This window comes from Variovorax sp. SRS16 (genome assembly GCF_901827165.1).
In the GTDB taxonomy this organism is placed as follows: domain Bacteria; phylum Pseudomonadota; class Gammaproteobacteria; order Burkholderiales; family Burkholderiaceae_C; genus Variovorax.
Map to the genome: position 1 here is coordinate 4336953 of NZ_LR594666.1, position 20935 is coordinate 4357887.

Genomic DNA, 20935 nt, shown 5'->3' on the forward strand with positions numbered 1-20935 from the left:
GTCAGGTCAGCGTCTTGAAGACCCGCAGCCATTTCGGCGCAGGCAGGCCCCATCGAGTCTGGATGCTTTGGGCGCGCTCGGCAAGCTCGGGCCGCTTCGGGCGGGTCGCGGTGCGCTGCGCCAGCACCACGGTATTGCCTTCGCGCGTGGGCCGGAAGGCCCAGAGCGCATCGCGGCCGAAGGCGGCCGCGATCTTGTCGAGGCTGCGTTCGTAGCTCGACGAACGGCCGAACAGGTTGACCGTCATGCAGCCGTCCTCGGACAGCAAAGCGCGGCAGTCGGCATAGAAGGCTTCGCTGTCGAGCACCGGCGCGGCGGCCTCGTGGTCGTACAGATCGACCTGGAGCACATCGACCGTGCCGAGCCAGCGCGGCTGTCGGATCTCGGTGGCCGCATCGGCGATCACGACCTCCAGCCTGGCGTCATCGGCCGGCAGCTTGAACCAGCCGCGGCAGGCGGCCACCACCTGCGGATTCAATTCGATCGCGGTGGTGCGCATGCGCAGCGTCTTGCGGCTGAACTTGGTCAGGCTCGCGGCACCCAGGCCGAGCTGCATCGCATGGCGGTGCGCCACGCTGCCGGGCTCCACGAACAGCAGCCAGGCCATCATGCGCTGCACGTACTCGAGCTCGATCTCGAAGGGCGCGTCGAGCTTCATCGAGCCCTGTACCCACTCGGTGCCGAGGTGCAGGTAGCGCACGTCGCCCCAGTCGGAGAAATTGACTTCGGGCAGCGCGGCCGTCGCGGCCTTCCGGACTGCCATCAGACCAGCCCGTGCTGGTGGAACACGCCCTGCCAGGCCTCGCGCTTGCGCGCGAAACTCCACGACGCATTGGCCGCGCTCGACGAAGGCAGCCGGTAGACGGGCACGCCGAGACCTTGGGTGTGGCGCGCATGCTTGAAGCTCTCGGCGCCGTTGTGCGCGATCGCGGCGAGCTGGGGCAGATGGAGGCCGGCGATGTCGTTCGCCACCGGGTTGCGGATGGCCGAATCGAGGCTGCCTTCCCGTTCGCATGCGGCATACACGTCCCAGAGGCCCAGGCCACGCGCGAGCAGCCATGCGCCGCGTGCCGGGTAGTTGTCTGCGCCCGCGGGGAGCGGGCTGTCGGGCCAGATGGCTTGCAAGATCTTCCAGAAGTGGTTCTGCGGGTGGGCATAGTACTGCTGCTCGGCCAGCGACCGGCCGCCGGGAAAGCTGCCGAGCACCAGCACCCGTGTGTCCCGCGAGACCAGCGGCGCGAGGCCCGCGAGCCGCGGCGTCATGGACGCACGCGCACGAAAAAAACCCGCCGAAGCGGGTTTGCGATCAGGCCGGCCAAGGGACTCAGGGCTTCTTGGCGGCTTCGTTCTGGGGCGTGCCGGGGATCTTCTCGCCGATCTTGTCGCCGACCTCGCGGGTCTTGTCGGCGGCCTTGGTGCCGGCATTGCTCACGGCATGGCCGGTGGCATCGGCCGCGTGCTCCGTGGCGCCGACGGCCTTCTTGGCGCCACGCTTGGTCGCGTGGTAGGCCTTCTTCGTGGTCCGCTTGGTGGCGTTGTAGGCCTTCTTGGTGCCGCTCTTGGTGGCGTCCCATGCTTCCTTGCCGGTGTTCTCCACCTTGTCGACGGTGCTGGGCGCAGTCGACGGCTGTGTTTGCGCCACGGCCGAGAAGCCGATGGACGCCAGGGCCACGGCAAGAGCGGCGGGCACGAGGCGGATGAGGGATCTGTTCATGAGGAAAGCTCCTTGGATGGATGGAGTGACTGAGTTGCCACTGGGATGCAACGATTGCTCAGGCGTTAAGGATGACACCAAAAATCCGCTGCCGACCCACGAAGCGGCAAGACGGGCGCTTGACCTACGCACGCTGTGGTTCGCCGACCGACACGCCGATCAGCGAAGACAGACGCGGCAATGCCGCCACCGCATTGCGCGTGGTGGCCTCGGCCAGCGCCGCGATCCCGATGCAGCGCAGACCGGCGACCACCTCGGCGATGCGCGGCAGCTCGCCCGGCTCGTTGCGGCCCTGCGCTGCGCCTGCCGCGCGCTGCGCCTGCGCGCGATAGAGCCATTGCGGCTGGATATCGGGCGAATCGGTTTCCATCACCAGGGCATCGAGCGGCAGCGCCGTCGCCAGCCGGCGCAACTGCAAGGCGCGCTCGAAGGTCACGGCGCCGCCGAAGCCGAGCTTGAGCCCGAGCCCGATGCAGGCCCGCGCCTGCTGTTCGCTGCCATTGAAGGCGTGCGCGATGCCATGCCATGCCTGTCCCGGTGCGGCCTGGCGCAAGTGCTTGAGCACCTGGTCCACCGAGCGCCTGACATGGATGATCACCGGCAGCGCGTGCCTGCGGGCGAGTTGCAACTGGGTGTGAAAGAAGTGCGCCTGCCGCTCAGGGTCCAGGCCGTCGACGAAGAAGTCGAGTCCGATCTCGCCCACCGCGACCAGGCGCGGGTCGTCGTGCCGTGCGGCAAGTTCGGCATCGAGCCGCGCAAGATCCTCCTCCGAGGCCCGGCCGGTGCACATCGGATGGATGCCGAGCGCATACGCGTCGCCCTGGCCGTGTGCGAGCTCGCGCACCGCCGCGAAATTGGAAACAGCCACCGCGGGAATGACACAGAGCGTCACACCCCGGGCCGCCGCGCGTGACCGGATGGCGGGCATCTCGGCACCGAATTCGGGTGCGTCGAGGTGGCAGTGGGTATCGACGAAAGCGGCCATCGCGCGATGATGCCCGAACGCATGCACGACCGCGCAAAGCGTGCTACCGTGCCTCTTCCAAGCGTCGTTTTTGCCGGAGGTGCCCGATGCGCAGGCCTGCTTTCTACAGCCGCTCGACCCGCGCGCCACAGGATGCGGCGGCGCCCGGAATGCCCGACGGTTCCGATGCCGCCGAGCCGCAAGCGCCGGGCGCGCCGATGCCGCCGCCCGCGTCGCGCTGGCAGCCGGGCCGCCGCAGCTTCTGGGTGCTGCTCGCGTTGTGCATCGGCCTGGGCGGCAGCGGCGCCGCGCTGTGGTGGCCTCAGCGTGCGCACCAGTTCACGCAGAAGGACATCGACGCGGCAGTGCTCCATACGCTGCAGACCAACACCTTGCCCTCGCCGGCCGCCAAGGCCGCGGACATCATCCGGCCGTCGGTGGTGCGCGTGGTGAGCTACGGCACCGAGAAGACCGCGCCCGAAGCCAGGACCGAGAAGCGCGGCCGCAACCTGGCCAAGGGGCGCCCGGCCGACGCCACGACGGCGCCCGGGCAGCAGGTGGAGCGCGGCGTCGGCACCGGTGTGGTGATCGTCGACAAGGGTGTGATCCTCACCAACCTGCACGTGGTCGCCGGTGCCGAGACCATCAAGGTCACCTTCTTCGACGGCCTCGAGTCGCCCGCGACCATCACCGGCACACAGCCCGAGAACGACCTCGCCGTGCTGCAGGCGCAGAAGCTGCCGGACGACCTGATCCCGGCCACCATGCGCTCGACCGCCGACCTGCGGCCGGGCGATCAGGTCGCGGCCGTCGGCTTTCCGTTCGGCATCGGCCCGTCGGTATCGGCCGGCGTGGTGTCGGGCCTCAACCGCTCGTTCCGCTCGCCCGAGGGCAAGCAGGAACTGGGCAACCTGATCCAGTTCGATGCCGCCGCCAATCCGGGCAATTCGGGCGGCCCGCTGATCAACATGGACGGCGAGGTGATCGGCATCGTCACCGCCATCCTCAACCCGACCCAGCAACGCACCTTCATCGGCATCGGCTTCGCGATGCCGATCGAGAACGCCGCCTCCGCCATCGGCTCGCCGCCTTTCTGATCCCTTCCCCGATCATTCTCCGAAAGCACACGCATGAGCACAGAGACCGAACCGAGCGCCGACGCGAGCGCGAGCGCCACCGCCGAACTGATGGAGCAGATCCTCTACCAGGTCAAGCGCATCGTGGTCGGCCAGGACCGTTTTCTCGAACGCGTGATGGTCGCGATGCTGGCCGGCGGCCACCTGCTGGTCGAAGGCGTGCCGGGCCTTGCCAAGACGCTCACCGTGCGCACGCTGGCCGACACCGTGCGCGGCCAGTTCAAGCGCATCCAGTTCACGCCCGACCTGGTGCCGGCCGACCTCGTGGGCACGCGCATCTACAACCAGAAGACCGGCGACTTCAGCACCTCGCTCGGCCCGGTCTTCGCCAACCTGCTGCTGGCCGACGAAATCAACCGCGCACCCGCCAAGGTGCAGAGCGCGCTGCTGGAGGTGATGCAGGAGCGGCAGGTCACCATCGCAGGCGTCTCGCACCCGGTGCCGCGGCCCTTCCTCGTGATGGCAACGCAGAACCCGATCGAGACCGAGGGCACCTACCCGCTGCCCGAGGCCCAGGTCGATCGCTTCATGATGAAGGTGCTGGTCGACTATCCCTCCGACGAGGAAGAGTTCGTGATCGTCGAGCGCGTGATCGGCCCGCCGGTCACGGCGGTGCCGGTCGCCACCACCGACCAGCTCGCGCTGCTGCAGGCCGAGGCGCGGCGCATCTATGTCGATCCCTCGCTGATCCAGTACGCGGTCCGGCTGGTGTCGGCCACGCGCACGCCCGACAAGCACGGGCTCAAGGACATGAAGCGCTTCATCACCTTCGGTGCCAGCCCGCGCGCCAGCATCCACCTGACCGAAGGCGCGCGTGCGCTCGCGCTGCTGCGCGGCCGCAGCTACGCGCTGCCCGAGGACATGAGCGCACTGGTGCCCGACGTGCTGCGCCATCGCGTGACGCTGTCCTACGAAGGCCTGTCCGAAGGCCTCACGCCGGACGCCCTCATCGATCGGATCATGCGGGCCGTGCCTGCACCCGCGAAACCTCTCGAACATGAAAAGCTGGTGGCCTAGACGCACGAAGGCGGCGAACGACGAGCAGCTCGCGGCGGCCGAGGCCGCGGCGAGCGGCGTCGAACGCGCGCTGCGCCGCCTCGAATGGACCGTGATCCGCCGGCTCGACGGCCTGCTGCAGGGCGACTACCGCACGCTGATGCGCGGCACCGGGCTCGACCTGGCCGACCTGCGCGAGTACCAGCACCACGACGACGTGCGCCACATCGACTGGAACGTCACCGCGCGGCTGCAGGTGCCGCACGTGCGCGTGTTCACCGAAGACCGCGAGATGGCCGCCTGGTTCGTGCTCGACCTGAGCCGCTCGGTCGACTTCGGCTCGGGCGCGCGCGCCAAGCGCGAGATCTCGGCCGGCTTCGTCGGCGTGCTGGCCCGGCTGCTCACGCGGCACGGCAACCGCGTCGGCGCGCTGGTCTACGGCAACGACGTCGAAGCCGTGATCCCGCCGCGCAGCGGCCGCCGGCATGTGCTGCACCTGCTGCATGCGATGGAACGCCGCGCCGCCAAGGTCATGCCCGACCCGAAGGGCATGACGCGGCTGGCCGACCTGCTGAAGTCGGCCGCCGTGCTGATGCCGCGCCGCTCGACCGTGTTCGTGGTGTCCGACTTCCTGAGCCAGCCCGGCTGGGAACGACCGCTCGGGCGGCTGGCGCAGCGCCATGAAGTGGTCGCGGTGCGCCTCTTCGATCCGCTCGAACTCGAATTGCCCGACCTCGGCCTGGTGCCGCTGCGCGATGCCGAGACCGGCGAACAGCTCTGGGTCGACACGCATGACGCGGGCTTTCGCAAGCGCTTCGCGCGCATCGCGGTCGAGCGCGAGAACACCCTGCGCGAGTCGCTGGCGAAGATCGGCGTCGACACGCTCGAACTCTCGACCCACGACGACCTGGTCGAAGCCATCGTGCGCTTTGCCGACATGCGCAAGCGCCGCCTGCGCGCCGGGTCGCCGAATCCGAAGGCGGTGGCAGCATGAACTTCCTCTGGCCCCAGTTCCTCTGGCTCCTGCTCGCGACACCCCTGCTGGTGCTGCTCTACCTGTGGCTGCTGCGGCGCAAGAAGAAGCTCGCGCTGCGCTATGCGAGTCTCTCGATCGTGCGCGAGGCAATGGGCGCCGGCCAGACCATTCGCCGGCACATTCCGCCCTTCCTGTTCCTGCTGGCCATCATCGCGCTGCTGATCGCCGCCGCACGGCCGATGGCCGAGGTGGTGCTGCCCTCGAACCAGCAGACCATCATCCTTGCGATGGACGTCTCCGGCAGCATGCGCGCGGCCGACGTGCAGCCCAACCGCCTGGTGGCCGCGCAGGAAGCGGCCAAGAGCTTCCTGAAGGAACTGCCGCGCAGCGTGAGGGTCGGCATCGTCGCCTTCGCGGGCAGCGCGCAGGTCGCGCAATTGCCGACGACCAACCGCGACGACCTGGTGACCGCGATCGACTCCTTCCAACTGCAGCGCGCGACCGCCACCGGCGACGCGATCGTGATCTCGCTGGCCACGCTGTTCCCGAATGCGGGCATCGACATCTCCGACTTCGGGCCGCGATCGCGCCAGCGCGGCGAATCGCTCGATCGCGCGGGCAAGGGCCCCGACAAGGAGTTCACGCCGGTCGCGCCCGGCTCGTACACCTCGGCCGCGATCATCATGCTGACCGACGGCCAGCGCACCACCGGCGTCGACCCGCTCGATGCGGCCAAGGCGGCGGCCGACCGCGGCATTCGCATCTACACCGTGGGCATCGGCACGGTCGATGGCGAAACCATCGGCTTCGAAGGCTGGTCGATGCGCGTGCGGCTCGACGAAGACACGCTCAAGGCCATCGCCAACAAGACCTCGGCCGAATACTTCTATGCCGGTACCGCGACCGATCTCAAGAAGGTCTACACCAGCCTGAGTTCGCGCCTCACGGTCGAGAAGAAGGAGACCGAGATCTCGGCGCTGTTCGCGCTGGGTGCCGCGGTGTTGGCACTTCTCTCTGCAGGCCTCTCCCTGCTCTGGTTCAACAGAATCCTTTGACTCGCCCCCAGGCTCGCTCACTTCGTGTAGCCGCCCACCCCCTGCCGGGGGCAACACCGGCGGACCGGCAAAGCCGGATCCGCGGTGTTTCTGGAATCAAGCCCGCGTGTTCACCGGTGGGGCGGCGCTCATCAAAAGATCTATTTATAATCGCTCTTATCGCAATCACCACCGGAGAACGACTTGCCCCGCACGGATCTTTGCAGCGACGATGAAGTGAGGGCGCTGGTGCATGCCTTCTATGCCAAGGTCCGGCGCGATGCGATGCTGGGGCCGATCTTCGAGAGCCACGTGCACGATTGGGACAGCCATCTGTCCCGGCTGACGGATTTCTGGTCGGCGGTGCTGCGCGGCACCGGGCGCTTCACCGGCGCGCCGATGCCGCGGCACGTGGCATTGCCGGGGCTGAATGCCGAGCTGTTCCAGCGCTGGCTGGCACTGTTCCACGAGACCACCGCGGCCCATCCCAACCAGGCGATGGGCCAGTACGCCGATGCGATGGCCGAGCGGATCGCCCAGAGTCTCTGGTACGGCTACCAGGTCAGCCGCCGGCCGGACGAACTGCCCTCGGCGCTCGCCCCTCATGGCTGACGCGGCGCAGCGGCTCGCAAGGAGACGGCGATGCGCCTGACCACGATGACCGACTACGCGGTGCGCCTGCTGATGTACGTGGCGCAACGCCCGGACCGGCTGTGCACCATCGCCGAGATTGCCGAGGCCCATGCGGTGTCGGAAGCGCATCTCATGAAGATCACGCACCAGCTCGGCCTGCAAGGCTGGATCGAGACGGTGCGCGGCAAGGGCGGCGGGATGCGCCTGGCCCATGCGCCGGAGGACATCAACCTGGGCGCGGTAGTGCGCGGCATCGAGCCCGACTTCCAGCTGGTCGAATGCTTCGGCGCCGGCAATGCCTGCACGCTCACCGGCCATTGCCGCCTCACCGGCGTGTTGCGCGGCGCGCTGGAAGGCTTCCTCGCGCACCTCGATGGCGTCACGCTCGCCGACGTGCTGCCTGCGCCCGACCCGGGCATGCACCCGATGCGCCGCATCGCGCTGAAGAGCGCACGCCTTTCCTAGAACCACCCCATCGCTCGCCCGCCATGACCCCTGCTGCCCTGCATACGCCGCTGGTCCAGATCCTCGATTGCGAATGGCCGATCCTCTGCGCGGGCATGGGCGGCGTCGCGCGCCACCGGCTCGCCGCGGCGGTGAGCAACGCGGGCGGCTTCGGCTGCCTGGGCATGGTGCGCGAACCGCCCGAGCGCGTGCGCGCCGAGATCGAGGCCTACCGGCGTCTCAGCGACCGCGCTTTCGCCGTCAACCTGATCCCGGCCGCCACCGAGCGCGGCCTGCTCGACGCGCAGGTCGAGGTCTGCCTCGCGCTGTCGGTGCCGGTGATCGCGCTGTTCTGGGACGTCGATGCGGACCTCGTCCGGCGCCTGAAGGCGCAGGGCGTGCGCGTGATCCATCAGGTCGGATCGGCGGCCGACGCCGAAGCGGCGTTGCGCGCCGGCGCCGACGTGCTGATCGCCCAGGGTGTGGAAGCGGGCGGCCATGTGCGCGGACAGATCTCGACCTTCGCGCTGCTGCCCGAGATCGTCGCGCTGAGTCCGGTGCCGGTGGTGGCATCGGGCGGCATCGCCAGCGGCGAGGCGCTGGTCGCCGCGCTGGCGCTGGGCGCGCAGGGCATCAGCTGCGGCTCGGCCTTTCTCGCCACGCACGAGGCCAACGCGCATGCGCATCACAAGCAGCGGCTCGTCGAATCCGGCGCGGCCGACACGCTGCTGACCGAGAAGTTCTTCCGCAACTGGCCGATGCCCGCACCGGTGCGAGTGCTGCGCAATGCGGTGACCGAGGGCCGCCACGATGCCTTGTACGCGCAGCGTGCCACGCCGGTGATCGGCGCCCAGGACGGCGCGCCGGTCCATCTGTTCTCGACCGATTCGCCGCTGGAGGATGCGACCGGCGACATCGACGACATGGCGATCTATGCCGGCCAGTCGTGCGGGCAGATCCATGATCTGTGCAGCGCCGGCGACCGGCTGCGCCAGCTCGTGGCACAGGCCGAGGCCTGCCTCGACCGGCTGGAAGCCAGGGCCACCGCGCCGCGTCCCGTCGAAGCGCCTGCGGCCACCCCCGCACCCGCGGCCTCGGCCGGGCAGGCGGCGCTGGTGGCCGTGCTCCAGGAACTGCTCGCAGCCGAGCGCGCGGGCGCCCGGGTGGCCGCATCCAGCCTGAGCCAGACCCGCGACGCCGCGGCACGCCGGCTGCTGGAGCAGGTCCGCCAGGGCGAGGCCGACAGCTGCCGCCGCCTGACGGCCTGCCTCGCGCACCTCGGCATCGAGCCGACGCGGGAGATCGGCGCCTTCCATGACAAGGCCATGGCCATTGCGAACCTGGACGAACGCCTGGCCTTCGTCGACCGCGGGCAGCGCTGGGTCATCCGGCGCATCGAGGCGCAGCTGCCGCTCTGCGACGATGCCTTCGTCAAGGCGGAGCTGGACGAAATCCTGAAGACCCACGTGACCAACAGCGAGGCCATGCAGCGCAGCTGAGATCCATCCGGATCGCGGGCCGCGGGGCCACGGGGCCGCCGCGCCCGCGCGTTCAATTCATCTGCAGCAGGATGTCGCGCACACGGTCCAGCGACGGATCGATGTCCGCGCGCTCGATCGCGCCGTAGCCCACCATCAGGCCCTGCCGTGCAGGGCCGAAATGATGGAAGCCCTCGAGCGTGTAGAGCCCGACGTCGACCCGCCGCGCCAGCCGCAGCAGCATGTCCATGTCGATCGGCCGCCGGCACAGCGCGGTCATGTGGATGCCCGCGGTGGCCGGCACGCGCTCGAACCATGGCGACAGGTCGCCGTCGAAGCGGCGCATCAGCCGTTCGCGCCGCTCGGCGTAGGCCGCGTGGCAGCGCCGGATGTGCTTTTGCAGATGGCCGTCGACGATGAACTTGGCCAACGCCCACTGTGCCGGCGTGGAGGTGTGCCAATCGCTCAGGTGCTTGGCGATGCACACCGCCTGCAGGATGGCCGGCGGCGCGATCAGGTAGCCCATGCGCAGCTCGGGTGACATCGTCTTCGAGAAGGTGCCGACGAAGGCCACGATGCCATCGCGGTCCATGCTCTGCAGCGAATCGGCGGGGCGGCCCTCGTAGCGGAACTCGCTGTCGTAGTCGTCCTCGACGACGATCGCGCCAAGCGCCTGCGCGCGCGCCAGCAGCGCTTCGCGGCGGCGCACGCTCATCGGCATGCCGAGCGGGAACTGGTGCGCCGGCGTCACGTAGATCAGTCGCGTGCCGTCGGGGATGCACGCGACCTGCAGCCCTTCGGCATCGACCGGCACGCCGACCACCTGCGCGCCCTGCGCCGCGAACAGCTGCCGTGCCGGCGGATAGCCGGGCTCTTCGACCGCGACCATGCAACCCGGCTCGACCAGCACGCGCGCCACCAGGTCGAGCGCCTGCTGCGCGCCGTTGGTCACGATGAGGTCGTCGATGCCGCAGCGCACGCCCCTTGAAAACGCGGCATGCCGCGCGATCGCCGCGCGCAGTTCGGGCAAGCCTTCCACCGGCCCGTAGAGGCCGCGCGAGCGCGCACCCTGGCGCAGCGCATGCAGCACGCAGCGGCGCCATTCGTCGTGCGGGAACAGGCTGCGTGCCGGTGCGCCGCCGATGTATTCGTAGCGCGAGTGGCCGGCCGGCGCGGAATGGCGCAGCGGCGTATCCATGCGGATCCAGCGCTCGATGGCAGAAGCGCCGGCGAAGCGTGCGGCGGCAGCCGGCGGCGCCTTGGGCTTGATCGCATCCGCGACGAAGGTGCCGCTGCCGACGCGGCCGACCAGCAGTTGGTCGAAGCCGAGCCGTGCGTAGGCTTCCGCCACTGTCTTGCGCGAGAGGCCGAGCTGCTCGGCCAGCAGCCGCGAGGGCGGCAGCTTCTCGCCCGCGACCAGGCGCCCGGCGCGGATCGCGTCCTTCAGCTGCCGGTAGAGCTGCCCGGTCAGATCCCGGTCACCCTTGATGACGACATGCAACTCCATGCGATTGGCCTCCTGCAAATGCCCCGGATTGGCTGCCGCCGGACGGGCCGCTGCTTTCTAACATCGATCCATCGTCATCCACCACCCAGGAGCCCGCCATGGAACAACGACTCGATTTCTACAAGGCCTCGCCCGACGCCCTCAAGGCACTGATCGCGCTGGAGGTCGCCATCGGCAAGCTCGGCCTCGAGCCGGCCCTTCTCGACCTCGTCAAGCTGCGCGCCTCGCAGATCAACGGCTGCGCCTTCTGCGTCGACATGCACAGCAGCGACCTGCGCAAGAAGGGCGAGACCGAACGCCGCCTCTACGCCGTGCCGGTGTGGCGCGAGACGCCCTTCTTCACGCCGCGCGAACGCGCCGCGCTCGGCTGGACCGAGGCGATCACCCGCATCGGCGAAACGCATGCGCCCGATGCGGACTACGAAGCGCTCAGCGCTCAGTTCAGCGAAAGCGAACGGGTCAACCTGACGCTGGCGATCGGCGTGATCAACAGCTGGAACCGCCTGTCGATCGGCTTTCGCAAGGCACTCGCAGCCTGAAGCCGCGCCGCTCAGCGCGGCCCTTCGATCGGGTTCCCGTAGAGCGGCTTGACGCCGAACTGCGTGCTGATCGCATAGGCGACGCCGCAGGCCAGCATGACCGGCACCGTGAGCTGGAACTGGTTGGTCATCTCCAGCACCATCACGATCGCCATCAGCGGCGCATGCGTCACAGCGCTCAGCACTGCCGCCATGCCCAGCACCGCGAGCACGCGCGGGTCGCCCACCCAGGCTGCGGGCAGCCACAGCGAGGCGACCTGCGCGATCACGCTGCCGGCCGTCGCGCCGACGAAGAGCGACGGCGTGAACACGCCGCCGATCGCGCCGCTGCCCGAGCTCAGCGCCGTCGCCGCCACCTTGGTCAGCAGCACCAGCGCGAGCCACTGCCAGGCCTGGCCGCCCTGCAGCACGTCGGAGACCACGCTGTAGCCATTGCCCCAGACCTGCGGCACGCCGGCCGACAGCAGCCCGACCAGCACGCCGCCCAGGCCCAGCCGCAGCGGCAGCGAGCCGATGTGGGAGAACCAGCTCTTGCTTTTCTCGAGCAGCGTCAGCAGCCCCCATCCGAGGCCGCCGAACACGATGCCGGCCAGCAGCGCGATGCCGAGGCTGGTCGGCGCCATGACCACCGAAGGCATTGCGTAGAGCGGCTTCGGTTCCACCAGCCAGTAGATCAGCGAACTCGCCGTCGCCGAGGCGATCAGCACCGGCGCCACCGTGTGGCGGGCGAAGAAGCCGAGCGCCAGTTCCAGCACGAACACCACGCCCGCCACCGGCGCGTGGTAGGCCGATCCGATGCCGGCCGCGATGCCGCAGACCATGATCGCGTTGCGCTGCTCGGGATCGATCGCCACCACGCGCGCCAGCCGCGCACCGAGCCAGGCCGCCAGCTGCACCATCGGCCCTTCGCGGCCGATCGAGGCGCCGGTGCCGACCGAGATCAACGCCGACAGCGTGCGCGTCAGCGTCGTGCGGTCGTTCAGGTCGACGCGGCCGGCGCGCGCCGCGTCGATGTAGTCGAGGTTGCGGTTGCCGCGCTTGCCGCGCGCCGCCCACAGGCCGCCCACGTGCAGCGCCAGCCCGGCCAGCAGGCCGCCCACCGCGCAGACCAGCGCGCGATGCCAGGGCGGCAGCGAGAGCGCCGCCTCCACCAGCCCGCCGGTGTGGCCGGTCGCGAGCCGCTCGACCTGCTGCGTCAGCCACCGAAAGCCCATGGTCGCCGCGGCGGCCAGCGCGCCGGCAACGGCGGCCCAGATCCAGAGCCGGACGGTGCGCGCGGTGGGCGCGAGGACGTGGAATCGGGTGCGCCCGATCGGGGCTTGACGGGGCGGTTCGGGGGGAATGATGGAAGACATCGCGACGGGCCGGAGACAGGGGTGATTAAACTACGGCCGCATCGACCCCCTCCCACTGCCCCATCCGATGCTTCATTCCCACCGCTTCATCGCCCTTGCAGGCCTCGCGCTCCTGCTGCCCCTTTCCGCCCTCGCCGCATCGAGCGACGCCGCCGACATGAGCGGACGCTACGTCGACATGCAGCGCTGCATGGAACGCACCATGGGCAAGAACTGGCAGCAGCGCTACGAGGTCGAACTCGCGCGCAACCGCTGGGGCGCGACCGAGCCCACCGGCCCGTCGATCGACAGCGCGCCGCTGGTGGTGCGGATGACGGACATGCGGTGCCGGCGGGAGGTGAACATCGAGACTGAACCGCGGCCTTGAGCACAAGAGCCTCCGACTCACCGCCGCAACCGCACATCAAGAGCCGCATCCTGGCGCTGCGCGAACAGCGCGTGATGCTCGATGCCGATCTGGCTGTGCTCTACGACGTGCAGACCAAGGTGCGGGTCCAGGCAGTCAAGCGCAATGCCGAACGCTTTCCAGTGGATTTCATGTTCCAGCTCTCTCCCGAGGAGTGGGCGGCTTTGAGGTCACAAACTGTGACCTCAAACACGGGCCGCGGCGGCCGGCGCACTGCGCCCTGTGTGCTCCACTCGGACGAACGCACGGCCCGCTAGGCCGCACGCGTCAACATTCGCCCCGCACGCGCCAGAACCTCGGGCTTTTCCTCCGTACCCCGAAACGCGCAAACCCCATTCACGAACACTCGCTCGATCCCCGTGCTCGCGCTGCGCGGCCGGTCGTAGGTCGCGGTATCGGCAATCGTCGCCGGGTCGAACACCACCACGTCCGCAAACGCATCGACCTTCAGTTGCCCGCGATCGGCGATGCGCAGGTTGCGCGCCGTCATCCCCGTCATCTTGTGCACCGCCTGCTCCAGCGTGAAGAGCTTGCGCTCGCGCCAGTAGCGCGCAAAGACGCGCGGGAACGCGCCCCAGAGACGCGGATGCGGATGGCGGTCGTGCGGCAGGCCGTCGCTGCCGATCATGGTGCGCGGATGCGCGATCACCCGCTCGACGTCCTCCTCGTTCATCTGGAAATAGCAGGCGCCGCCGGGCTGCAGGCGGCGGCAGGCTTCCTTCTGGTCCACGCCCCATTCGCGCGCCACGTCGGCGAGCATGCGGCCGGTGACGCCAGGATGCGGATCGGACCAGGTCAGCAGGATGTCGATCACGCCGTCGACCAGGTCCTCGCGCAGCACGGTGGAGCCGGCGACGTAGGGATAGACATCGAGCGCGATGTCCTGCCGCCCGCCGAGCGCATCGATCAGCGGCAGCGTCTCCCGCGTGCGGCCCCAGTTGGCGGGGCCGGCGCACTTGTGGTGCGAGATCACCAGAGGCACGCCGGCATCGAAGGCGCTGTCGCCGGCTTCGTGAATGGCCTCGATGATGGCCGCCATCTCGCTGCGCAGATGGGTCGCATAGACGCCGCCATGGCGCGCGACGATGCGCGCGAGCGCGGTCACTTCCTCGGCCGGCGCGGCGAAGGATTCTTCATAGAAGAGTCCTGACGAGAGGCCGTGCGCGCCTTCCTTCATGCAGTCGTCGAGCAAGGCCCCCATGCGCGCGAGCTCGTCGCCGGTCGCGGCCCGGTCGAGCGCATCCATGGTCGCGAAGCGCAGCGTGGTGTGGCCGACGAGCGAGGCGACATTGAGCGCCGGCTGTGCCGCATCCACCGCCGCGCGGTACTCGCCCATCGTCGCATGCAGGAACGAGTCGATGCCCAGCAGCGTCAGCGGCGGCCGGCTCTGCGCAGTGCGGTAGGGCGCGAGCGAGATGCCGCAGTTGCCGGTGACGACGGTCGTGATGCCCTGCGAGATCTTCGGCAGGCACAGCGGGTCGCGCATCACGATCGCATCGTCATGCGTGTGGGCGTCGATGAAGCCGGGCGCGATCACCTTGCCATGGCAACCGATGGTGTCGAGCGCGGCGGGGTCGATGCCTTCGGGCAAGCGCTGGCGCAGGCCTTCGCCCAGCGCGACGATGCGGTCGCCGACCCACAGCACGTCGCCCGGCCAGCTCGGGTTGCCCGTGCCGTCGACGACGAGGCCGCCTTCGAGCAGCGTGGCCTGTGCGCGTTCAGCCATGCTTGACGCCTCCGCCATCCCAGCTCTGCAAGGGATGCACGCGCGCATCGATACCGTGGCGCTGGAAGGCCTCACGTGCGCGCTGCAGCCGCTGCACTGCGGGTTCGCCGCGGCGCTGCGCAACCAGCACGGTGAGGATCTCGATCACGGTGAGGTGCGTGAGGTAGGCATCGATGCCCACATGCATCACCGCATCGTCGGGCACCGACAGCGCCAGCAGGAAATCCGCGCGCGCCGCCAGCGCCGTGCCGGGCCGCGTGATCGCGACCACCTTGGCGCCCTGCCCGCGCGCGATATCGACCGCATCGAGCAGCGAGGGCATGCCGCCGACGTGCGTGATCGCGATCACCACGCCGCCGGGCCGCTGCGCCGCACCGGCCACCTGCTGCAGGTGGTAGTCGGACCACGCATTGGCCGACAGGCCGAGGCGGAACAGCCGCGCCTGCAGGTCGCTGGCCATGAACCACGAGGTCGCGCCGGCGCCATACAGGTCCACGTGCGGCGCCGCGGCGATCGCAGCCACCGCGCCGTCGAGCACCGCCATGTCGAGCTGGCTGCGCACGCCCGAGACGGATGCGGCCGCGCTGCGCGAGATCTTGGCGACCACTTCGTCGGCCGCGTCGGCGATGTTCACGCGCCGATGCAGCGGCGAGCCGCCGAGCGCGAGCTCCTGCGCGAGCGCGAGCTTGAATTCGCGCAGGCCCGCGAAGCCGAGATCGCGGCAGGTACGCATGATGGTCGGCACCGAGCTGCGCGAGCGCTCGGCCAGCGCTTCGAAGCTTTCTTCCAGCACGCGGTCGGGGTCTTCGAGGATCAGGTCGAGGATGGCGCGCCGCGTCGAGGGCGCGTTGTTGCGCACCTCGGCCATCTTCTGGAGCAGGGACGATGTCATGAGCGGCCTGTTCAGAAATGCATCGATACCGCGTCGCTCACGCGGTAGTCGTCCTCGACGATCGGCATCCAGTGCCACTTGTCGAAGGTGGTGCACGGGTGCGAGATGCCGAAGCCCACACGCTCGCCGACCATCGGTGCCAGCGCATCGTCGGCCGCGTCCCAGCGCAGGTAGCCGTGCTGGTCGTTCAAGGCCGTGATCTCCCAGCTCGCCGGCACCGCCGAGGCGGCGAGCGCGCCGCGCGGTGCGCGCGCGATCGGCACCGGCATCGAGAGGTCGAAGGACACATCGCGCTTGCCCATCGCGACGATCGCGAGCCGCGGCTCGGGGCAGGACTGCACCGTGGCCCAGACTTCCATCGCGGGACGCAGGCTTTCGCCGGCCGCGCAGCCGAGGCGCGCGTCGATCGACACCTGAAGCCGCTGGTAAGTGCCATGGTCGTGCGTCACGTAGCAGCCCGAGCGCAGCAGGCCGCGCACCGGCAGCCCGAGCGCCGGCCGCAGGCGCACCGCGACCAGGTCGTACAGCGCGGAGCCGCCGGCCGACACCAGCACCTCGCTGCCTTCGAAGAGGCCGTGGGTCTCGCAATGGCGCGCGACGGCTTCCACGCGGTCCATCAGCGTGTTCGTGTAGTCGGTGTCGGGCTTGCTCTCGCCGGTCGCGCCCTGCCCTTCGTAGCATTCGATGCCGGCCAGCCGGACCGCCGCGCTGGCATGCACCGCGGTGGCGAGTGCGACCGCTTCCTCGTGCGTGCGGCAGCCGGTGCGCGCGCCCGCGACGCCGATCTCCAGCATCACCTCGAACGGACGGCTGTCCGCATGGCGCGCAGCCCAGCCCTCGATCAGCGCGAGCTGCGCCGGCGAGTCGACCAGGAACACGATGCGCAGTCCCTCGTGCGCGCGCAGCAGCAGCTGGATGCCGGCCAGGTCCTCGTCGCTCACCACCTGGTTGGCGATCAGCGTGTGCCGCGCGCCGGCGGCGACGCCGACCGCGAGCTGCGTGACCGTCGCGAAGGTCAGGCCCCAGGCGCCGGTATCGAGCTGGCGCCTGAAGAGCTGCGGCGACATCGTGGTCTTGCCGTGCGGCGCGATGTCGATGCCCCATTGCCGCACGCGCGCCTGCATCCACGCGAGGTTGTGTTCCAGCGCCTCGCGCTTGAGCAATGCGAGCGGCAGCGGTAGGTCGCCGGCCAGCACGTTCCATCCGGCGGCGCCGATCTCGCTGCGCCGGCGCGGCGCCTGCGTGCGCGGGTAGCCCTTGAAGCCGGTGTCGAACACCGGATCGATGAGGTTGTCGTGTTCCATGGTCATGTCGATGCGATCTGAATCAGGTCCTTGCGGATGCAGGCGGAAAAATGGCCGGGCGCCAGCTCGTCGAGCGGCGGCACGGTTTGCGCGCAGGCTTCGATGGCATGCGGGCAGCGGGTGCGGAAGACGCAGCCCGAGGGCGGCGCCATCGGGCTCGGGATGTCTCCCTTCAATGCGACATGGTCGTTGGGCAGCAGCGGATCGGGCTTCGGGCTCGCGGCCAGCAGTGCCTGCGTGTAGGGATGCAGCGGGCGCTCGAACAGCTCGGCCGTGCTCGCCACTTCCATCACCTTGCCGAGGTACAGCACCACCACGCGGTCGCACAGGTATTCGACCACGTCGAGGTCGTGCGAGATGAAGAGCATGGTGAGCGACAGGCGCTCGCGCAGGTCGGCCAGCAGGTTGATGACCTGCGACTGGATCGAGACATCGAGCGCCGACAGCGGCTCGTCGGCGACGATGAACTCGGGCTCGACCGCGAGCGCGCGCGCGACGCCGATGCGCTGCCGCTGGCCACCCGAGAACTCGTGCGGGAAGCGGCTCGCATGCTCGGCGCGCAGGCCGACGGTCTCGAGCAGCTCGGCGATGCGGCGTTCGCGCGCGCCCCGCCCCTTGGCCAGGCCGTGCGTGGACAGCGCCTCGCCGAGGATCGCACTGATGCGCATCTTGGGATTCAAACTCGCGTACGGATCCTGGAAGATGATCTGCAGCTTGCTGCGCAGCTTGCGCATCTGGCCGCCCGAGAGTCTGCCGATGTCGTCGCCGCGATACAGCACTTCGCCCTCGGTGCGCTCGACCAGGCGCAGCAGCGTGCGGCCGATGGTGCTCTTGCCCGAGCCCGATTCGCCGACCAGGCCCAGCGTCTCGCCGGCACGGACCGCGAACGAGACATCGTCGACGGCGCGCACCGGGCGCTCGCCGGTGCCGAAGTATTTCTTGAGGCCCTTGACCTCGATCAGCGGGACGGTCTGCATCGTCGTGGGTCTTTCTGTCGTCGCGTTCATGCGGCGCGCGCCAGCGTCGCGACAGCGGGCACGCGGATGCAGCGCGCCTGCCGGTCGGCCTGCGTGTCGATCAGCGGCGGCATCGCCTCGCGGCAGGCCGGGATCGCCTGGTCGCAGCGCGGCTCGAAGGCACAGCCCGGCGGCGGCGCGAGCGGGCTCGACACCTGGCCTCGGATCGCGAACAGGCGCTTCGGCCTCGGCTGGCCGCGCAAATGGGCCTTGCCCGGCAGGCATGCGAGCAGGCCCTGCGTGTACGGATGCTCGGGCGCGGCGAACAGCGGCCGCACCGGCGCACGCTCGACCACGCGCCCCGCGTACATCACCACCACGTCGTCGGCATGGTGCGCGACCACGCCGAGGTTGTGCGTGATGAAGAGGATGCTCATGCCGGTCTCGGCCTGCAGCCGGCGCATCAGCTGAAGGATCTGCGCCTGGATCGTGACATCGAGCGCGGTGGTCGGTTCGTCGGCGATCAGCAGTGTCGGATCGCAGGCCATCGCCAGCGCGATCATCACGCGCTGCCGCATGCCACCCGAGAGCTGGTGCGGGTACTCGTGCAGGCGCCGCGCCGCGGCCGGGATCTCGACCAGCTCGAGCATGCGCAGCGCATGCGCGAGCGCGGCCCGGCGGTCCAGGCCCTTGTGCAGGCGCACGCTCTCGGCGATCTGCTCGCCGATGGTGAACACCGGGTTGAGCGAGGTCATCGGCTCCTGGAAGATCATCGCAAGCTCGTTGCCGCGCAGGCGCCGCATGTCGCGGTCGCCGAGCGTCAGCAGGTCGACCGTGCGGCCGTCACGCGTCGCGAAAGCGGTCTCGCCGGTGACCTGCGCGTCGGCGGTCTTGGGCAGCAGGCGCATCAGCGTCAGGCTGGTGACCGACTTGCCCGAACCCGACTCGCCGACCAGCGCGGTGGTCTTGCCCGGCAGGATCGAGAAGCTGACCTCGGCCACCGAGCGCACGAGGCCTTCCTCGGTCGGGAACGAGGTGCCGAGGTTGCGCACCGCGAGGCGTGGAATGGGCGTCGTCATCACACCGCCTTCTTCAACTTTGGGTCGAGCAGATCGCGCACGCCATCGCCCAGCAATTGCAGCGACAGCGCGGTGAAGATGATCGCCAGCCCCGGGAACAGCACGACCCAGAAGGCCCGGTCCGCATACTGCTGGCTGCCCGCGACCATGGTGCCCCAGGTCGGAATCTCGGGCGGCACGCCGACGCCGAGAAAGGACAATCCGGCCTCGGCCAGGATCGCGTAGGCGAAGATGAAGGACACCTGCACCAGGATCGGCGACATCAAGTTCGGCAGGATGTGGCGCCACAGGATGCGCGAGGTGCGCACGCCGAGCGCACGCACCGCCTCTACGAACAGCAGCTCGCGCACCACCAGCGTCGAAGCCCGCACCACGCGCGCCACGCGCGGCGTGTAGACCAGCACCAGCGCCAGCACCACGTTGCCCAGCGAGGCGCCGAGGATCGCGACCAGCGCGATCGCCAGCAGGATGTCGGGGAAGGACATCATGGCGTCGACCACGCGCATCAGCGGCGCATCGAGCCGACGGAAGAAGCCCGCAATGAGCCCGAGCGCGGTGCCGGCGATCACCGAACCCAGCGCCGTCAGCGCCGCGATCGCCAGCGAGTAGCGCGCGCCGTGGATGATGCGCGCATACATGTCGCGGCCCAGTTCGTCGGTGCCCAGCAGATGTTCGGCACTGGGCGGCTTGAGACGTTCGAGCACGGCCGTGTCGTTGGGGTCCGCGGAGGCGAACCACGGCGCGCCGATCGCCAGCACCGCGATGATCAGCAGCACCACGGCCGACACCATCACGATGCGGCGATGCATCAGCTGGCGCAGCATTCTCGGAAGCTTCATCGTTGCGCCCTCAGACCTTGACGCGAGGATCGACCAAGACATACAGCAGGTCGATCGAGAAATTGATCAGCACATAGATCGCCGCGATCACCAGCAGCGCGCCCTGGATCACCGGGTAGTCGCGCCGCAGCACCGCGTTCACCACCAGGCTGCCGACGCCCGGCAGGCCGAACACCGTCTCGGTCACGACGGCGCCGCCGATCATCAGCGCGGCCGTCAGGCCCAGCACCGTGACGATCGGCACCAGCGCGTTGCGCAGCGCGTGCTTCAGCACCACCGTGGTTTCGGCCAGGCCCTTGGAGCGCGCCGTGCGCACATAGTCCTCGCCCAGCACGTCGAGCATCGAGGCGCGCGTGAAGCGGATGATCAGCGCCGAGTTGAGCAGCCCGAGCACCGTGGCCGGCAGGATCAGCGCATGCAGGCGTTCGGCCAGCGGCGCATCGGGCGCGCCGTAGCCCGAGACCGGAAACCAGCCGAGCGACACCGCGAACATCTGGATCAGCACGATGCCGAGCCAGAAGCTCGGAATGCTCGCACCCAGCATCGCGATGCCGGTGAACAGCTGGTCGACCGCGCGCCCGCGGAACACCGCCGACACGATGCCGCAGGGCAGCCCGATCAGCGCTGCGATCGCGACCGCCATCAGCGACAGCAGCGTGGTCGGCTCGGCGCGTTCCGCCAGCGCCTGCGTGACCGGGCGCTGCAGGAAGATCGACTGGCCCAGATTGCCCTGCAGCACCTCGCGCAGCCAGTAGCCGAACTGCACCGGCAGCGGCTTGTCGAGGCCGTATTCCTTCTGCACGCGCGCGATGTCGGCGGCCGTCGCCTGATCGCCGAGCAGCACCGAGACCGGATCGCCCGATGCGGCGCGCGTGAGGATGAAGACCAGCACCGCGACGATGGCCAGCACCACCAGCATGCCCGCCGCGCGGGACGCGAGATAACGCAGCATGGCCG

Annotated in this window: 23 protein-coding genes; 10 read left to right on the forward strand and 13 right to left on the reverse strand. The window is 69.5% G+C overall.

From position 1 onward, the window contains the following. Window position 1: 1 nt before the first annotated feature. The 4 genes from E5P2_RS20925 to E5P2_RS20940 form a co-directional block, all read right to left on the reverse strand. Window positions 2-763 (reverse strand): spermidine synthase, encoded by a 762-nt coding sequence (locus E5P2_RS20925; protein WP_162569078.1) that lies wholly within the window; start codon window positions 761-763, stop codon window positions 2-4. Then, window positions 763-1263 (reverse strand): DNA-deoxyinosine glycosylase, encoded by a 501-nt coding sequence (locus tag E5P2_RS20930; RefSeq protein ID WP_162569080.1) that lies wholly within the window; start codon window positions 1261-1263, stop codon window positions 763-765. Before E5P2_RS20930 ends, E5P2_RS20925 begins: the two co-directional genes overlap by 1 nt. A 61-nt stretch (window positions 1264-1324) precedes the next feature. Further along, window positions 1325-1714 carry a hypothetical protein gene (locus E5P2_RS20935; RefSeq protein WP_162569082.1) on the reverse strand — a complete coding sequence of 130 codons (390 nt, stop codon included), beginning with the start codon at window positions 1712-1714 and terminating at the stop codon, window positions 1325-1327. 124 nt (window positions 1715-1838) lie between these two features. Then, window positions 1839-2699, reverse strand: a complete 861-nt coding sequence (locus E5P2_RS20940) for a TatD family hydrolase (protein WP_162569084.1) — start codon at window positions 2697-2699, stop codon at window positions 1839-1841. 86 nt (window positions 2700-2785) lie between these two features. On the opposite strand from E5P2_RS20940, the gene E5P2_RS20945 reads away from it, so the two are divergent. The 7 genes from E5P2_RS20945 (at window position 2786) to E5P2_RS20975 (ending at window position 9396) form a co-directional block, all read left to right on the forward strand. Further along, the gene (locus E5P2_RS20945) at window positions 2786-3775 is read left to right on the forward strand and encodes a S1C family serine protease (protein ID WP_162569086.1); all 990 of its coding nucleotides are present in this window, start codon (window positions 2786-2788) and stop codon (window positions 3773-3775) included. 33 nt (window positions 3776-3808) lie between these two features. Then, the gene (locus E5P2_RS20950; RefSeq protein WP_162569088.1) at window positions 3809-4831 is read left to right on the forward strand and encodes an AAA family ATPase; all 1023 of its coding nucleotides are present in this window, start codon (window positions 3809-3811) and stop codon (window positions 4829-4831) included. Continuing rightward, window positions 4812-5804 (forward strand): DUF58 domain-containing protein, encoded by a 993-nt coding sequence (locus E5P2_RS20955; protein ID WP_162569090.1) that lies wholly within the window; start codon window positions 4812-4814, stop codon window positions 5802-5804. The genes E5P2_RS20950 and E5P2_RS20955 overlap by 20 nt, the downstream gene beginning before the upstream one ends. Continuing rightward, window positions 5801-6841, forward strand: a complete 1041-nt coding sequence (locus E5P2_RS20960; RefSeq protein WP_162569092.1) for a VWA domain-containing protein — start codon at window positions 5801-5803, stop codon at window positions 6839-6841. The genes E5P2_RS20955 and E5P2_RS20960 overlap by 4 nt, the downstream gene beginning before the upstream one ends. Window positions 6842-7024: 183 nt before the next feature. Further along, window positions 7025-7432, forward strand: a complete 408-nt coding sequence (locus E5P2_RS20965; protein WP_162569094.1) for a group III truncated hemoglobin — start codon at window positions 7025-7027, stop codon at window positions 7430-7432. Between the two features lie 30 nt (window positions 7433-7462). Further along, on the forward strand, window positions 7463-7918 hold the full coding sequence (locus E5P2_RS20970; protein ID WP_162569096.1) for an RrF2 family transcriptional regulator: 456 nt from the start codon (window positions 7463-7465) through the stop codon (window positions 7916-7918). A 23-nt stretch (window positions 7919-7941) separates the two neighbouring features. Beyond that, window positions 7942-9396 carry a nitronate monooxygenase gene (locus tag E5P2_RS20975; protein WP_162569097.1) on the forward strand — a complete coding sequence of 485 codons (1455 nt, stop codon included), beginning with the start codon at window positions 7942-7944 and terminating at the stop codon, window positions 9394-9396. Between the two features lie 52 nt (window positions 9397-9448). Here E5P2_RS20975 and pdxR read toward each other — a convergent pair whose 3' ends face one another. Then, the gene (pdxR, locus tag E5P2_RS20980; protein WP_162569098.1) at window positions 9449-10882 is read right to left on the reverse strand and encodes a MocR-like pyridoxine biosynthesis transcription factor PdxR; all 1434 of its coding nucleotides are present in this window, start codon (window positions 10880-10882) and stop codon (window positions 9449-9451) included. Window positions 10883-10980: 98 nt separating this feature from the next. Here pdxR and E5P2_RS20985 point away from each other — a divergent pair, with 98 nt between their 5' ends. Then, entirely contained in the window at window positions 10981-11421 is a 441-nt protein-coding gene (locus tag E5P2_RS20985) for a carboxymuconolactone decarboxylase family protein (protein ID WP_162569099.1), read from the forward strand. A gap of 11 nt (window positions 11422-11432) precedes the next feature. On the opposite strand, the gene E5P2_RS20990 is transcribed toward E5P2_RS20985, so the two are convergent. Continuing rightward, complete coding sequence (locus E5P2_RS20990) at window positions 11433-12776, reverse strand: chloride channel protein (protein ID WP_162569100.1); 1344 nt, start codon at window positions 12774-12776, stop codon at window positions 11433-11435. Window positions 12777-12843: 67 nt separating this feature from the next. On the opposite strand from E5P2_RS20990, the gene E5P2_RS20995 reads away from it, so the two are divergent. Together E5P2_RS20995 and E5P2_RS21000 are read left to right on the forward strand one after the other, a co-directional pair. Beyond that, window positions 12844-13143: a hypothetical protein gene (locus E5P2_RS20995; protein ID WP_162569101.1), complete on the forward strand. Its 300-nt coding sequence runs from the start codon at window positions 12844-12846 to the stop codon at window positions 13141-13143. Next, entirely contained in the window at window positions 13140-13439 is a 300-nt protein-coding gene (locus E5P2_RS21000) for an ORF6N domain-containing protein (protein WP_232080782.1), read from the forward strand. Before E5P2_RS20995 ends, E5P2_RS21000 begins: the two co-directional genes overlap by 4 nt. Here the strand turns inward: E5P2_RS21000 and E5P2_RS21005 are convergent. From E5P2_RS21005 to E5P2_RS21035, 7 genes are read right to left on the reverse strand one after another with little or no spacing between them, the layout of a single operon-like run. Further along, the gene (locus E5P2_RS21005) at window positions 13436-14908 is read right to left on the reverse strand and encodes an N-acyl-D-amino-acid deacylase family protein (protein ID WP_162569102.1); all 1473 of its coding nucleotides are present in this window, start codon (window positions 14906-14908) and stop codon (window positions 13436-13438) included. The genes E5P2_RS21000 and E5P2_RS21005 overlap by 4 nt on opposite strands. Next, window positions 14901-15800, reverse strand: a complete 900-nt coding sequence (locus E5P2_RS21010) for a MurR/RpiR family transcriptional regulator (RefSeq protein WP_162569103.1) — start codon at window positions 15798-15800, stop codon at window positions 14901-14903. The genes E5P2_RS21005 and E5P2_RS21010 overlap by 8 nt, the downstream gene beginning before the upstream one ends. 11 nt (window positions 15801-15811) lie before the next feature. Further along, window positions 15812-17104, reverse strand: coding sequence for an amino acid deaminase (locus tag E5P2_RS21015; protein WP_443083522.1), 1293 nt, complete (start codon window positions 17102-17104; stop codon window positions 15812-15814). 2 nt (window positions 17105-17106) lie between these two features. Beyond that, window positions 17107-18111 carry an ABC transporter ATP-binding protein gene (locus tag E5P2_RS21020; RefSeq protein WP_269475696.1) on the reverse strand — a complete coding sequence of 335 codons (1005 nt, stop codon included), beginning with the start codon at window positions 18109-18111 and terminating at the stop codon, window positions 17107-17109. Beyond that, entirely contained in the window at window positions 18108-19139 is a 1032-nt protein-coding gene (locus tag E5P2_RS21025; RefSeq protein ID WP_162569105.1) for an ABC transporter ATP-binding protein, read from the reverse strand. The genes E5P2_RS21020 and E5P2_RS21025 overlap by 4 nt, the downstream gene beginning before the upstream one ends. After that, a complete protein-coding gene (locus tag E5P2_RS21030) occupies window positions 19139-19978 on the reverse strand; it encodes an ABC transporter permease (RefSeq protein ID WP_162569106.1) in 840 nt (279 codons plus the stop codon). The genes E5P2_RS21025 and E5P2_RS21030 overlap by 1 nt, the downstream gene beginning before the upstream one ends. Before the next feature lie 10 nt (window positions 19979-19988). Beyond that, the gene (locus E5P2_RS21035; RefSeq protein WP_162569107.1) at window positions 19989-20930 is read right to left on the reverse strand and encodes an ABC transporter permease; all 942 of its coding nucleotides are present in this window, start codon (window positions 20928-20930) and stop codon (window positions 19989-19991) included. Between the last annotated feature and the right edge of the window lie 5 nt (window positions 20931-20935).

What these genes read in the sequence shown, in the direction of transcription:
- E5P2_RS20925 (WP_162569078.1), bottom strand. Translation starts at nt 763, where the DNA reads ATGGCAGTCCGGAAGGCCGCGACGGCCGCGCTGCCCGAAGTCAATTTC.
- E5P2_RS20930 (WP_162569080.1), bottom strand. Translation starts at nt 1,263, where the DNA reads ATGACGCCGCGGCTCGCGGGCCTCGCGCCGCTGGTCTCGCGGGACACA.
- E5P2_RS20935 (WP_162569082.1), bottom strand. Translation starts at nt 1,714, where the DNA reads ATGAACAGATCCCTCATCCGCCTCGTGCCCGCCGCTCTTGCCGTGGCC.
- E5P2_RS20940 (WP_162569084.1), bottom strand. Translation starts at nt 2,699, where the DNA reads ATGGCCGCTTTCGTCGATACCCACTGCCACCTCGACGCACCCGAATTC.
- E5P2_RS20945 (WP_162569086.1), top strand. Translation starts at nt 2,786, where the DNA reads ATGCGCAGGCCTGCTTTCTACAGCCGCTCGACCCGCGCGCCACAGGAT.
- E5P2_RS20950 (WP_162569088.1), top strand. Translation starts at nt 3,809, where the DNA reads ATGAGCACAGAGACCGAACCGAGCGCCGACGCGAGCGCGAGCGCCACC.
- E5P2_RS20955 (WP_162569090.1), top strand. Translation starts at nt 4,812, where the DNA reads ATGAAAAGCTGGTGGCCTAGACGCACGAAGGCGGCGAACGACGAGCAG.
- E5P2_RS20960 (WP_162569092.1), top strand. Translation starts at nt 5,801, where the DNA reads ATGAACTTCCTCTGGCCCCAGTTCCTCTGGCTCCTGCTCGCGACACCC.
- E5P2_RS20970 (WP_162569096.1), top strand. Translation starts at nt 7,463, where the DNA reads ATGCGCCTGACCACGATGACCGACTACGCGGTGCGCCTGCTGATGTAC.
- E5P2_RS20975 (WP_162569097.1), top strand. Translation starts at nt 7,942, where the DNA reads ATGACCCCTGCTGCCCTGCATACGCCGCTGGTCCAGATCCTCGATTGC.
- pdxR (WP_162569098.1), bottom strand. Translation starts at nt 10,882, where the DNA reads ATGGAGTTGCATGTCGTCATCAAGGGTGACCGGGATCTGACCGGGCAG.
- E5P2_RS20985 (WP_162569099.1), top strand. Translation starts at nt 10,981, where the DNA reads ATGGAACAACGACTCGATTTCTACAAGGCCTCGCCCGACGCCCTCAAG.
- E5P2_RS20990 (WP_162569100.1), bottom strand. Translation starts at nt 12,776, where the DNA reads ATGTCTTCCATCATTCCCCCCGAACCGCCCCGTCAAGCCCCGATCGGG.
- E5P2_RS20995 (WP_162569101.1), top strand. Translation starts at nt 12,844, where the DNA reads ATGCTTCATTCCCACCGCTTCATCGCCCTTGCAGGCCTCGCGCTCCTG.
- E5P2_RS21005 (WP_162569102.1), bottom strand. Translation starts at nt 14,908, where the DNA reads ATGGCTGAACGCGCACAGGCCACGCTGCTCGAAGGCGGCCTCGTCGTC.
- E5P2_RS21010 (WP_162569103.1), bottom strand. Translation starts at nt 15,800, where the DNA reads ATGACATCGTCCCTGCTCCAGAAGATGGCCGAGGTGCGCAACAACGCG.
- E5P2_RS21015 (WP_443083522.1), bottom strand. Translation starts at nt 17,104, where the DNA reads ATGGAACACGACAACCTCATCGATCCGGTGTTCGACACCGGCTTCAAG.
- E5P2_RS21020 (WP_269475696.1), bottom strand. Translation starts at nt 18,111, where the DNA reads ATGAACGCGACGACAGAAAGACCCACGACGATGCAGACCGTCCCGCTG.
- E5P2_RS21025 (WP_162569105.1), bottom strand. Translation starts at nt 19,139, where the DNA reads ATGACGACGCCCATTCCACGCCTCGCGGTGCGCAACCTCGGCACCTCG.
- E5P2_RS21030 (WP_162569106.1), bottom strand. Translation starts at nt 19,978, where the DNA reads ATGAAGCTTCCGAGAATGCTGCGCCAGCTGATGCATCGCCGCATCGTG.
- E5P2_RS21035 (WP_162569107.1), bottom strand. Translation starts at nt 20,930, where the DNA reads ATGCTGCGTTATCTCGCGTCCCGCGCGGCGGGCATGCTGGTGGTGCTG.